Origin of the sequence: Candidatus Nitrosotenuis cloacae (assembly GCF_000955905.1) — an archaeon.
Lineage (GTDB): Archaea > Thermoproteota > Nitrososphaeria > Nitrososphaerales > Nitrosopumilaceae > Nitrosotenuis > Nitrosotenuis cloacae.
Genome location: NZ_CP011097.1, coordinates 509444 through 522919, shown reverse-complemented (window position 1 = coordinate 522919; position 13476 = coordinate 509444). Strand labels below are relative to the sequence as shown.

Below are 13476 nucleotides of genomic sequence, written 5' to 3'. Positions count from 1 at the left end.
AAGTGCGAATCTCACACCACGATAAAAGCCTTGTTTACCACATATCAATGTGAAATGAATCCAATATGGAGAATACGAATGATTCTGGATGATACAGTATGATCCGCATATTCCAAAACGAATTACCCTAACTATACGGTCAATAATAGAAAAACCGTCATATATTTACAAAATGCAACGACTTTGAGATAGAATTGAAAATTGCACGAGTAAGCTCATCACTAAAGGCAGTGGAGCTAAGACAGTTGCCCGCACCACTAATCATCGGCGAGCGCCTAAACACGCAGGGCTCTAAAAAGGCAAAGCAACTGGTGCTATCAGATGATTTTGATGGATTGATTGATCTTGCACGAATCCAAGTAGAGGATGGGGCGCATTGTCTGGATGTATGCGTTGCCACAACTGAAAGATCAGACGAATTGGAGTTTATGAAAAAACTAGTAAAACGATTATCACTAGAGATTGATGCGCCACTAGTGATTGACTCTACTGATCCCATAGTGATTGAAACTGCCATACATCAAATCCCTGGCAGGCCTATGATCAATTCTATTAATCTAGAAGGTGATGGCTCTCGATTTCACAAGCTTGCGCCACTAATGGCAAAGTACGGGCTTCCGGCAGTTGCGTTATGCATTGGTCCAAAAGGCATGGCAAAGACACCGCAGGAAAAAGTAGAGACTGCTGAGCTATTATACGAGACTGGGAAAAAATACGGCCTAAAGGAAGAACAGTTTGTATTTGATGTTTTGACATTTACTTTGGCAACTGGCGAGGCCGAGTTTTTGGATGCCGGCAAAAACACACTAGAGGGAATCAAGATGGTAAAACAGAGATTCCCAAATGCATTTACTGTCTTGGGTCTGAGCAACATTTCATTTGGGTTGGCACCGGCTGCAAGAAAGATACTAAATTCCGTGTTTTTGTATCACGCAGTAAAAGCAGGCCTTGACTCTGCCATAGTAAATGCAAAGGAGATCATTCCATATGGTGAAATTGATGAGGTTGAGCGCAAGCTGGTGGAGGCACTCATATTCAACACTCACCAAAATGCGCTAGCTGAGGTAATCACTCATTTTGAAAAAACAGGTACGCAATTCACTACATCAAGAAAGGTAGAAGTCGACCCAAGCTGGCCTGCAGGCAAGCGCGCCAATTTCAGAATCATAAACCGCCTAAAGGATGGAATTGAAAATGATGTGGTGTCTGCCATTGCGGAAAAAATTAATCAGAAAAACATTACACAGGAAAAAGAAGGCAGGTTGGTCATCAATGCCCCAAAAGAAATCACGCATGATGCAGCAATTGCCACACTAAATGACGATTTGTTGCCTGCAATGAAAGAGGTTGGCGACAAGTTTGGTGCAGGTGAATTGATTCTACCATTTGTACTAAAATCTGCAGAATGCATGAAGGCATCGGTTGTGGAGCTGGAAAAATATCTCCTAAAGGAGGAGGGAACCAGCAAGGGTAAGCTTGTCCTGGGTACAGTATATGGAGATGTACACGACATTGGCAAAAACCTGGTCAAGACCATCTTTGAGAACAATGGCTATACGGTATATGATCTCGGCAAGCAGGTCCCACTGCAAAAGTTTGTAGAAAAAATAAACGAAGTAAAGCCAGACGCAATTGGATTATCAGCACTTTTGGTATCAACATCAAAGCAGATGCAACACTTTGTGGAATTTGCGCGTGAAAACAAGCTGGAAATTCCGGTTTTATGTGGTGGTGCTGCAATCAACTCAAACTACATCAATCGAATAGCAAAAGAGGGCAGCATCTATCCGTATGGTGTATTTTATTGCAAGACAATGTTTGAGGGACTAAAGACAATGGACAAGCTGGTATCATCAGAGAAAACAAAGTTTGTCCAGGAATGGCACTCAAAGATACAAAACTGGCAAGAGACCAAAGTCGAAAAAGCACAGGGCGAGATTCCTCGTTCTGATATCAAGCCGGTAACGCCACCAGTGGCACCAATCCTCAATACACCAATAAGACTAGAACCAAAAGACTTTGATCTGCAAGAGGTCTGGAAGTATCTGTCCAAAAAATCACTCTTTGTGCTGTCTTGGGGTCTGCGCGGACGTGGAATGGAGACCTCGGATATTGAAGGTGAAAAACTACTAGAAGAGTGGAAGAGAAAAGTACTAGAAGAGAAACTCTTTGAGCCAAGTGCAGCGTATGGTTACTTTGTTTGTAATCCAAAGGGAGATAATCTTCTAGTTGATGCTCCAAATGGCGAGAAAATAGAGTTCAAGTTTCCACGATCGTCGCAGAGCAAGCATTTGTGTCTGAGCGATTATTTTGGTGAGAACGACCTTGTTGCATTCCAATCAGTGACTGTAGGAAATAGAGTCCAGGAAGTGATTGATAGGTGGAACAAAGAGGACAGATACACTGATGCATATTATCTGCACGGCTTAGCAGTGGAGACTGCAGAGGCAATGGCAGAATTGGTAAATGAGCGAATCAGAAAAGAATTGAACGTAGGCAAGCGCGGCCTTCGATATTCATGGGGCTATCCAAGCTGTCCCGATGTATCAGAGCACCACAAGGTCTGGAAGCTAATAGATCCTACAAAATCAGGCATGGAGATAACAGAAGCCGGTCAGATCATACCAGAGCAATCAACTGCTGCAATAGTTGTGCATCATCCACAAGCAGAGTATTTTGTGCTGTAATCTGATCCGGTTATGATATAGTTACCCCTCTTTTTATTAGCAATAAGAAGATCGTTAATTAATTACATGACACATACAAGACCATTGTCCAAAGCAAAGATTCACTCCCCTCCACTTTCAGACGAGGAGATACGTGATGTTAAAAAAGCACTAAAAGAAAAACGCGGACGAGTCTTCAAAACAGCTCAAGAGGCAATTGAGGACTTGCATAAAAGTGTGGCAAATTCTTAGAGCCAAAATATTTGACAGACAATACAAGAATTTAGGATCAGTTCGTCAAGAGATCGTCGATAAAGCACTCATAATTCTTTCAGAGTCAGAAAATCCAGCAGATTTGGGAGAATACAAGTCAAATCTCCGAGTTTGGTCATATGAACTGAACAGACACGATAGAATAGTCTACAGAATAGAGTATAAAGAAAATATCATTCACTTGCTACGTGTTTGTGACCACAAATCAGTATTTGGAAAAGACTAACAGAAAATCATCATCTTGAATTAAATTAATCAGATTTTGGATCAAAGCACTTCATGCAGCAACTAAATAATTTACTTAGAGGTGCAACATTCTTTCAGCACGCAGGCGTCTCAATCGTATATGTGTTCATGCCAATTTTGGCGCAATCACTGACTAGCAATATTTTCGAAGTCGGACTAACCATAGCATCGTTCTTTTTGGCGCAGATTCTGTCCGGTCTGTACTTTGGCAGAATCTCGGATGCTCGTGGAGTCAGGCTGACGTTTATTCGAATTGGGTTCATTGGATGCGCTGCAATGTTTGGCCTGCACTATATTGCGGATAACTCGTTTTACCTGCTTTTGGTTCGACTGGGTGCTGGGGTTACCAGTGGTATGATGGTGCCTGCAATGCTCGCATATACGTATGAATCAGGCAAGGACAAATCCAAGGTCGCATCTGTGATTTCATTTCATGCTTTGGGATGGCTGGCAGGAATTGTGGCAGCTGGTGTTGCAAACAATGAAAAGACGATATTTCTGATTAGTGCCTCTTTGTTTTTGGCAGGCCTTGTGTTTTCTGCAAGAATGCCAAACTACACCATGGCAAAGGAGGTAGAGTCAGGCACTACAAAAAAGGTGATTGCAAAAAACAAGTACTTGTTTTTATCGCTCTTGCTTAGGCATATTGGCGCAACGTCTGTTTGGACTATACTTCCTTTGGTGCTGACTCAGGCATTTGGCGCCAAGCTGTATGAGGTGTCTATCGTATATGTTGCCAATACGGCTTCTGCGTTTGTTCTGATGAATCTGATGGGTGGTAAAATTACCACACACAACATTACCAAGTTCAAAATCGGAATTGGGTTAACTGTTTTGGTGTTTGCCGGAATGGCGGTGATGAGTGATTGGTGGATGGCAATTCCCTGTATGGCGCTAGTTGGTGTCACTTGGGCGTTTTTGTATATTGGTGGAAGCATTCACCTAATGGAAAATAATCCAAAGTCAACATCTACTGGTGTTTTTAATTCCACAATATCGATTGCAAATGTGATAGGTCCTGTAGTTGCTGGTAGCATAGCATTTTGGTACGGGCATGTAATGGTGATGTATTTTGCAGTTGTGGTTTGCAGTGTAGCATTTTTGGTTTCATTAAAGATCAAAAAGTAATAACCATAGCAAGATCAGGTTTATTTCAACATCATTATCACACGTACGTATTGAGTAGAGCGGTTTTATTTTCAATTATTATAACAACAATTCTTGTTGGGTTTTCAATTCATGATGCTAACGCCATCACATCATACACTGCAGTAAAATCTGGTTATTTTGATGATCCAGCTACGTGGGGTTTAAGCACAGACCATCTTGATCAGGCAGATGTCACAATACCTATTGGCATTACTGTAACTGTCAAATCATCAATGAGGGGATTTGGCATACAAAATTCTGGAACGCTAATCATAAACGACAAGGCTCAACTCGACATTGGTAAAGATATGACGATCAACAACAAAGGCAACATTACCAATTCCGGACAGATGGATGTGGCCGATAGCACCATGACAAATCTAGGATACATTAAAAATATTGGAACAATACATGGCGGACAAAAAAGCATCATGACAAATTCCGGCACCATTGAAAATCGTGGAAGTTTCGGTATTGGGGGGACATTTGAAAATGATGGAACTGGTACCATCAAAAATTACGGCACGTTGGATATCATCCAAGGTACAGTGTCCAACTATAACAAGATAACAAATTTCGGAACAATGAATGCATTTGCTTTGACTAATTTTGCAAACATTACCAATAACAATGCAGGTACAATAAACGGCGGTAGTGGTTTTGTCAACAAGGCCACAATTGCAAACAATGGTGTGATGGTTGGCATTGCGACTAATCAAGGTACAATCAACAATGCAGGAACAATTACCGTAACAGACAACAGATCTGGAGACAACTCTGGCATGATTTCAAATGTAGATTCCGGTACAATCAGTGTAATTGGTACATTTACTAGTTCTGGAACAATCAACAATGCAGGTACTCTTAATTTCAACTCTAGATCATTTACCAATTCAAATCTTATAATCAACTCAGGTGCTATTGTAAACCAGAATAGTCTGACAAATACTGGAACCATAACAAGCAATGGCTCCGTTAATAATACAAAAGGTTCATTCAGAAATCAGGGCACATTCAGCAGCTCTGGCACCATTACCACATCAAGCAATATTTCAAACGAGTCTATAATGACAAATACTGGCTCCATAATAGCTCTAATTCCTGACGGAAATAGCGCAGGTATTACAAACTCTGGAACATTTACCAATTCGGGAACAATAACAATTCAAAATTCCGGTGTACGATATACCGGAATAATCAATCTTGGAACGTTCTCAAATGCCGAATCAGGCGTAATACAAAACGACATAGGAACCATACTAAACAACGATCGTGGAATATTTTCCAATTCTGGAATCATAAACAACAACAGGCAAGGAACTATTCAATATGGTAGAACCAACTTTGTCAATAACAATTCCGGAACCATAAACAACTCTGGCTTGCTCAACGGCGATATCAAAAATGACGGCACTATAAACAACAAAAACTCTGGCTCCATAGAGGGTAGCATAGCCAACACTTCAGGCACACTTGACAATTCAGGAACAATTGATCACAAAACATCCATAATCAATTCTGGCATAATGCGTGTTGGAATCACAGGTACAATTGGAGACCAATCATCAATTCAAAACAATGATCATGGTATGATCATTAATGATGGAGTAATCTCCAATTATAGATTTCTCAGAAATGATGGAGTATTTGCAAATAACGGAACCATTACCAATAGCCAGGAATTTACAAACACCAATATTTTCAATAATTATGACATGATTACAAATCAACTAGGTAAAATGAGTAATTCTGGAACACTAACCAATTATGGGACAATTAACAATTCTGGCCATGGTAGCAAACTTACAAACTCTGCTGCAATGATTAATTCTGGTACTATAACAAATACCGGTGAGTTTTCCAATTCCGGTACACTAGATAGTTCTGGTGTGATTACAAATGCCATAACAGAAAGATCAGGGCAAATTGAAAACACAGGTACGATTACCAGTTCCGGTACGATTACAAATGTGGGCTCTATTATCAATAACAACATTTTACAAAACACCAACATCATTACAAATTCGGGAATAATACAAAATGGCGCTGCTGGTAGGATGGCAAGCATTACAAACTCTGGAACAATCAACAATTCTGGTGTAAAGACAGACCATGTATCAAATGGAATTTACAATAACGGCGATATCAAAAATGACGGCACTCTAATCAATATCGGCACAATAGACAACAATCATGGATCAATTGAGAGTTGCTGCCCCATTGAAAATGTGGATGGGAAATCTGTCACATTGCCAACCCTGACAAATACGCCATCACCTGTAAAACAACCCCTAGTCGACACAGCAAAAAACAACAATACATCAGAATTGTATTGTGGTCATACGCAGGATTATTTTGCCAAAGTTATACAAGGAACAGACAGAAACGATACACTGATCGGTACTGATCAGGCAGATCTCATACTTGGCAATGGTGGCCATGATACCATCCAAGGAAATGGAGGAGACGATTGCATTATTGGTGGGGATGGCGATGATAGAGTCTTTGGTGGTCCAGGAAATGACACCATTCAGGGTAACAGTGGTGATGACAGGATTTACGGCCAAGACGGCCACGATGTAGTAGACGCTGGTCATGGAGATGACAGAATAGTTGGTGGTCCAGGAAATGACACCATAGATGCCAGTCACGGAGATGATACTATTTCTGGAAACAGTGGTCAAGATGTAATTACGGGTGGAGAAGGTCAAGATACCATACAAGGTGGAATCCACGACGATGTATGCAGTGACGTCTCTGCTACAACACAAGGCTGTGAAAACAATGATGTGTCAACCACATTACAAAACACCAACTCTACACAAGCACCAGTATTAGATACACCGAGAGAAACGCCCGCTCCAGACCCAATTCAATCAAATTCTACTGATATACCTCAAGTAGAATCAATTCCAGACAGCACTATAGAATCTGTTCCTCAAGAGCAAACTCAGCCAGAAACAGAATCAAATCCTACCCAAACAAACTCTACGGGTAACTAGAGGAACAAGAGTGCGAGTGCAGACACTATCATAATTACTGGCAAAAACTTTAGCATCTTTCGGTTTATTTTTAGTGCACGCTCTGCATTGCTTTCCTTGTTGTATCTTTGCTGGATGATTTCTTCTGATAATGCATATAGAATTGTAACATAGCTTACAATTAGGATCTTGTCCTGCATTGTCAGATAGTCAAGTGGTGGCAAGTCTGCTCCCAGAAATGCAGCATGTAGAAAGACTAGTGAGAGAAACATCCCGATTCCGATTTCAGCCATTTTATGCTGTTTTGGATTTTGTATGAACGCAAAGATTACAATTGAGACCATAATAAATATCGGGAATAGTTTTGTAAAGAAATTAGATAGAAATGGCCTCTCTAAATGAAAGGCGGCAACATAATGAGAGTGAGTTCTACCATTTACATCCACGACTGACGTTATAGAGTCATTTACTCCAATCAAAATCCAGCCAGGGATATGGTCGCCATATTTTGTGGACAGTTTATCCAAATGTGTAGAGGTAAATTCTGCCTGATCAATTGTCTGATATTCTGGCTCTATTTTGATCAAAAGATCAATTGGTGAGAATGGATAGTTGCGAAAAGACATGTCGTTGAAGAATTTTCCATCAACCTCAAAAGAATATCTGTGTGGTTCTATGGATTCCACCACAATGTCTTCATCAAGATCACCGTTTACAAAATCAATTACAGGTAGCTTTTCCATTGTTGTAAACTCAACATCATCAGAAGACAATGTCAGTAAGAATTTCAAATCATATGAACCCTCTTTGGTATTGATTTCACCAATGTCAATCAGTGTTATGTCCACGTCATATTGTATTGGCGTACTAGTTTGAGCATATGCAGTATTCGATATCAAGATTAGAACAAAAACAGATGTCAGCGCAAAAACTAGAGCATTCATAATAACTCACAAATAAAGATCATCGCAAGCCCCATCTTGCCATGACTTTGTCTTCTAATTTCTTGAAGATCAATCCATCAATTACAATTCCAATTATCATAATTATCAACATCATTGCAATCACCTGTGAGACATCAGATAATTGACGCCCAACGTTTAGCAAAAATCCAAGACCCAAAAAAGAAAACAACAGCTCAGCGCCGATCACACCACGCCAGCCAAACGCCCAACCTTGCTTGAATCCAGTTATCAAGTATGGAAATGCAGCTGGAATCAAGACCTTTGTGATTAGTTGTTCGCCTTTTGCACCCATATTCTGAGCGGCTGCGATGAAATCAGGATTGATGCTTTTCACGCCAGTATACGTATTGATGGTAACTGCAAATAGTGCGCCAGCGACTGTGACAAAAATAATTCCAGCATCAGTCAGACCAAACCACACAATTGCAAGTGGTGCCCAAGCAACAGACGGAATCGACTGCAATCCCAGAATAATAGAGCCAATTGTCTCATTTACCGTCTTGACTCGCGCCATGAATATTCCAAGTGTCATGCCACCGGCTATGGCAATCAACAATCCCACTACCAATCTCCAAAGGCTGGTTCCTATTCCAATCCACAACGTACCATTTGCTGCACCATACCAAAGATCTTCTGCCACCTCATATGGTGATGGAAATACGCTGTCTGGCCAAACATTTGCTGCATCAAAGGCCTGCCATACCAAGACAATACCAACATAGAACATGATCTTTTTTGCAAGTGAGTTTATTTTCAAGACGAGTCCTCCTTTGCCTTTACTTCAGGCCTTAGCAATGCAGAGATCTCTTTTTGGTATGGAATCAATCCCTCATCTTCTACAAGTCGAGGCCTCTTGTGATCTATTGGGATGATTTTCTTAATTGTAGAAGGACGATGTGTAAACACTACAACCTTGTTGCCCAGAACAGTAGATTCCGAAATGCTGTGTGTCACAAATACGATGGTCTTTTTTGTCTTTTGCCAAATCATTTGCATTTCCACTAGCAACAAGTCGCGAGTCTGAGCATCAAGTGCTGCAAATGGCTCATCCATCAGTAAGATTTCAGGATCCATCACTAGTGCTCTGGCAATTGCAACACGTTGTCGCATCCCAGTTGAGAGCTGGTACGTATACGAATTCGCAAACTTTGTGAGCTGCATCATGTCCAGATATCTATCAGAGATTTCGTGTCGCTCTGATTCTGGAATGCCAGCTATCTTTAATCCAAATTCAACATTGTCTCGCACCTTTAGCCATGGGAACAGTGCACCTTCCTGAAATACCATTATTCTGTCAGGTCCGGTCTTTGTTATTGGTCGATTATCAAGGAGGATTTGGCCCTCGTCTGGCTTTTGCAGGCCAGCTGCAATTCTTAGAAACGTAGACTTGCCACATCCGGATGGTCCAACCAAGCACACAAAGTCGCCATCCTCTACGGTAAAGTTGATTCCGCCAAGCGCCTTTAGTGGCTGCCCGTCATGCTCAAAATACTTGACAATATTTTTTGCCTCTAGCTTTGCCATGGTATGATCTCCATTGTCTTTGCATAAATGTCATCTAGATTGTATCCATGGCGTCCCAGATATCCAAGTGAATAAGCACGCTCTGCAAATATGCGAATTGCATCAGAATCAATCTCTGATGTGTATATGATTTTGGTAAAGGAATTGTGAACAATGTTTTCTTTGAGGGCTTTGCCAGTATGATCCTTGTAAAATTTGATGTATGTTGATTCGGTTTGGTTTGGATTTTGATTTATCCAAGATATGGATTGGTCGTGTGCTTCAAGCCATTTTTTTATTATATCAGGATGTTTCTCAATGTAATCAGCCCGCCCCACAAGCAAAACGGATGGAAATTTCTTTGTCGGCCAAATATCTTCTTCTTGGAATAGTCTTATTCCTCCCAGCTGCTCAACTAGCATAGTGGCAGTCGGTTCTGGAACCCATGCAGCGTCGATGTCTCCTTTTGCAAAGATGGTATAGATTTCGGCATTTGCTATATTGTATATTACGACATTGCCGCCTTTTTCAGCTGATTGGAGGCCATTCTCATCAAGATAGTTACGTAAGGAAACATCCTGTGTGTTTCCAATGAATGGTGCTGCTATTTTTTTTCCTGCCAGATCAGAAGGTGCCAGAATCCCCGAGTCTTTTTGGATGACAAAGCTTGCCCCATTATTGGCAGCCCCAGTCAGTATCTTTATTCCCTGGCCGCCAGACTTGACATAGCCATTCACAAACGGCGCAGGTCCAAGATACGCCAAGTCAACTGAATTTGCAAATAACGCCTCTACTGCCTCGGGCCCGCTGTCGACTATTTTGGTCTTGATTTGCATCTCGCCTAGTTTTTGCTCAAAATAACCATTTTCTATTCCTACTATTGGTACGGCATGCGAGATATTTGCAAAAAATGCCACCCTGACCTGATTTTTCTCAGAATCATTAGAGGAAACTATACTAGAAACAACAGAAATTGCAATTATTGCCGCAACTGCTGCACCAGCCAAAGGCAGAATTTTCATAAAACAGCGTTATGAAACTTTGGTTAAATAGTGATCGGATTTTAGCTGCAGCTATAGCTAATTTTTTGGCTCGAGTATTTTTTCCAAAATCATAAAATGAAAATTTTTCTCATCCGGAAAATTTCAAAACCAGATCAGCATAAAAGATAAATGCAAATCATATCACGAAAAAGCTCTAATGAAACAAAAAGCAGTGCTTGCTTTTTCCGGCGGACTGGACACTTCTGTTGTTATCAAATATTTACAAGAAAAGCACAGAATGGATGTCATTACCGTAACAGTAGATGTAGGAGAGGGTAGTGACCAGAAAAAAATTGCAGCCAAGGCAAAGAACCTGGGCGTTTTACGACATTACAATATTGATGCAAAAAAAGAGTTTGTCGATGATTTCATTCATCCATCAATCAAAGCAAATGCATTATACCAAAGAAAATACTGTCTAGCAACCTCACTTGCACGACCACTAATTGCACAGAAGGTACTAGAAGTAGCCAAAAAAGAAAAAGTCGACGCACTGGCACATGGATGCACGGGCAAAGGAAACGACCAAGTAAGATTTGATGTTACGTTTGGTTCTGGGTCTAATCTCCCAATAATTGCACCAATTCGTGACCTAAATCTAGATAGAACCACAGAACTGGAATTTGCAAACAAGCACGGCATTCCAATTGATTCGGTATCAAAGAAATTCTCTATTGATCAAAACCTTTGGGGACGAGCAATCGAAGGCGGAGACATGGAAGACCCATACAATGAACCGCCAGACGACGCATTCATCTGGGTCAAGACAAAGAATCTCCCAGACAAGGCAAGATACCTAGAGATTGAATTTGACCAGGGAATCCCAGTTGCAGTAGACAAAAAGAGAATGTCACCAATCAAGCTAATAGAATATTGTAATAGGGTTGCAGGCTCGTGTGGTGTGGGAATAGTAGACCATATCGAAGACCGAGTCGTAGGTATCAAGTCTCGTGAAGTATATGAAACACCAGCTGCCTTGTGCCTAATTGAGGCTCATTCGGATTTAGAAAAAATGGTGCACACAAAACACCAAAACAAATTCAAGAGTATGGTAGACCAAGAGTGGACCTGGCTTGCATATTCCGGATTGTGGCAAGACCCGCTAAAACGAGATTTGGACAAATTCATCGACCAGTCACAAAAGGTGGTAACTGGAACAGTCAAGCTAAAACTATACAAGGGAAGCTTCCGAGTGGTTGGAAGAAAATCCAAGTACTCTTTGTATAGTCATAACATTGCAACCTACGGCAAGGGATCTGCCTTTGATCAAAGAAAGGCAACCGGCTTTGTTGAGCTGTGGGGACTGCAAACAACAGAAGCTAATAAATTATCAAACAAGAGGTGAGAAGGATCGTAATGAATTGTTTAGAATGTGACGCAGGAATCAATATCCCAGGGGACGCAGCTGTAGGCGAGATAGTATCTTGCCCAGAATGTGGCGCAGACTTTGAAATAGCAAAAAAAGAAGGCGCTAACGTTCAGCTAAAACCAGCAGAAAGTGTTGGAGAAGACTGGGGAGAATAGTTGTCCAGAGTCTGTATCGTATTTGATAGAATAAGACTGGAGGAAAAGATGCTGCAAGACGCATCTGCCAGCCTCGGATTCGATACAATAATGCTGGATGCAAAGATTACTCAGCTAAGCACCGAAAGCAAGAAAACCGATGTTGACTTTGGAGATGTGGTCCTGGAAAGATGTGTCAGTTACTTTAGGGGGCTGCACTTTACATCGTGCCTAGAATTTCTGGGCATTCCAGTCATAAATTCACACAAAGTAGCAGACAATTGCGGAAACAAGCTGGTAACATCACTTTTACTAAAAAAATCAGGTGTTCCAACACCCAAGACGTATTTTGCATTCTCATCAGAGGAGGCAATGAATCTAATCGAAAAGGTGGGCTATCCAATTGTAATAAAACCAGTAATTGGAAGCTGGGGCAGAGGCGTAATGCCATTGCGTGATAAAGACACTACCGAAGCAATAATTGAGATGCGTGATATCGAGGATGGTTCACATGATAGAATTTACTATTTACAAGAAATGATAGACAGACCGCCACGCGACATTCGAGCCATCACAGTAGGGGATCAGGTAGTTGCTGCAATGTATCGCAAGTCCCAAGGCGATTTCAAGACAAACATCGCATTAGGTGGCGACCCAGAACTGTGTGAAATTACACCAGAAGTGGAAGACATTTGCCTCAAGGCATCAAATGCAGTTGGCGGCGGAATTCTAGGAATTGATCTTATGGAAGACAAAGCTCGCGGATTGGTTTGTCATGAGGTAAACAACACAGTAGAGTTCAAGGGATTGGCGCGAGTTGCCAAGAAAAACATCCCACAGGAAATGGTAAAATTCGCAGCCTCACAAATCAGAAAATAATTCTAGCCACTCTTTGATGCATACTTTCTTCTGTACTTGAGATATCGATAGTGTTCTTTTTGATATTGTAAGTAATCCGAGTGATTTTTCTGATGATTTGTAGAAACTCGCTCAACTACAGATTTTTTGTTTTTTGCATACCACTTTTTGTATGACTCTTTTAGTCGTTCCTTGAATGCCGGGTCTTTTTTGTATCTATTTCGATTATAGTCGGCCTTTCGTTTTTTTACTAAATCGCGATCAGATTTTGCCAACAAAAACTGAGCTA

The 13476-nt window shown here is 41.1% G+C and carries 12 protein-coding genes; 7 read left to right on the top strand and 5 right to left on the bottom strand.

Going from position 1 to position 13476, the window contains the following annotated elements:
- Positions 1–194 precede the first annotated feature (194 nt).
- From SU86_RS02895 to SU86_RS02880, 4 genes are all read left to right on the top strand, one after another.
- Positions 195–2687, top strand: coding sequence for a methionine synthase (locus SU86_RS02895; protein ID WP_048187301.1), 2493 nt, complete (start codon positions 195–197; stop codon positions 2685–2687).
- An 84-nt stretch (positions 2688–2771) separates the two neighbouring features.
- Positions 2772–2918 (top strand): hypothetical protein, encoded by a 147-nt coding sequence (locus SU86_RS09720; RefSeq protein WP_158507462.1) that lies wholly within the window; start codon positions 2772–2774, stop codon positions 2916–2918.
- A 300-nt stretch (positions 2919–3218) separates the two neighbouring features.
- Positions 3219–4313 carry an MFS transporter gene (locus SU86_RS02885; RefSeq protein WP_048187295.1) on the top strand — a complete coding sequence of 365 codons (1095 nt, stop codon included), beginning with the start codon at positions 3219–3221 and terminating at the stop codon, positions 4311–4313.
- Positions 4314–4363: 50 nt separating this feature from the next.
- Positions 4364–7336: a beta strand repeat-containing protein gene (locus SU86_RS02880; protein ID WP_048187293.1), complete on the top strand. Its 2973-nt coding sequence runs from the start codon at positions 4364–4366 to the stop codon at positions 7334–7336.
- Here SU86_RS02880 and SU86_RS02875 read toward each other — a convergent pair.
- Genes SU86_RS02875 through SU86_RS02860 form a run of 4 tightly spaced genes read right to left on the bottom strand, consistent with a single transcriptional unit; the run spans position 7333 to position 10805 of the window.
- Positions 7333–8259 carry a ligand-gated ion channel gene (locus SU86_RS02875; RefSeq protein ID WP_048187291.1) on the bottom strand — a complete coding sequence of 309 codons (927 nt, stop codon included), beginning with the start codon at positions 8257–8259 and terminating at the stop codon, positions 7333–7335. The two genes, SU86_RS02880 and SU86_RS02875, sit on opposite strands and share 4 nt — an antisense overlap.
- 19 nt (positions 8260–8278) lie before the next feature.
- Positions 8279–9007 (bottom strand): ABC transporter permease, encoded by a 729-nt coding sequence (locus SU86_RS02870; RefSeq protein ID WP_048189100.1) that lies wholly within the window; start codon positions 9005–9007, stop codon positions 8279–8281.
- Positions 9008–9033: 26 nt separating this feature from the next.
- On the bottom strand, positions 9034–9804 hold the full coding sequence (locus SU86_RS02865; RefSeq protein WP_048187289.1) for an ABC transporter ATP-binding protein: 771 nt from the start codon (positions 9802–9804) through the stop codon (positions 9034–9036).
- Positions 9792–10805: an ABC transporter substrate-binding protein gene (locus SU86_RS02860; protein WP_048187286.1), complete on the bottom strand. Its 1014-nt coding sequence runs from the start codon at positions 10803–10805 to the stop codon at positions 9792–9794. Before SU86_RS02860 ends, SU86_RS02865 begins: the two co-directional genes overlap by 13 nt.
- 178 nt (positions 10806–10983) lie before the next feature.
- Between SU86_RS02860 and SU86_RS02855 the strand changes: the two genes are divergently transcribed.
- Genes SU86_RS02855 through lysX form a run of 3 tightly spaced genes read left to right on the top strand, consistent with a single transcriptional unit; the run spans position 10984 to position 13208 of the window.
- The gene (locus tag SU86_RS02855; protein ID WP_048187283.1) at positions 10984–12171 is read left to right on the top strand and encodes an argininosuccinate synthase; all 1188 of its coding nucleotides are present in this window, start codon (positions 10984–10986) and stop codon (positions 12169–12171) included.
- Between the two features lie 11 nt (positions 12172–12182).
- The gene (gene lysW/argW / locus SU86_RS02850) at positions 12183–12350 is read left to right on the top strand and encodes an alpha-aminoadipate/glutamate carrier protein LysW (protein WP_048187280.1); all 168 of its coding nucleotides are present in this window, start codon (positions 12183–12185) and stop codon (positions 12348–12350) included.
- The gene (gene lysX, locus SU86_RS02845) at positions 12351–13208 is read left to right on the top strand and encodes a lysine biosynthesis protein LysX (protein WP_048187278.1); all 858 of its coding nucleotides are present in this window, start codon (positions 12351–12353) and stop codon (positions 13206–13208) included.
- A 2-nt stretch (positions 13209–13210) separates the two neighbouring features.
- Here lysX and SU86_RS02840 read toward each other — a convergent pair whose 3' ends face one another.
- The gene (locus SU86_RS02840) at positions 13211–13462 is read right to left on the bottom strand and encodes a hypothetical protein (protein ID WP_048187276.1); all 252 of its coding nucleotides are present in this window, start codon (positions 13460–13462) and stop codon (positions 13211–13213) included.
- Positions 13463–13476 lie beyond the last annotated feature (14 nt).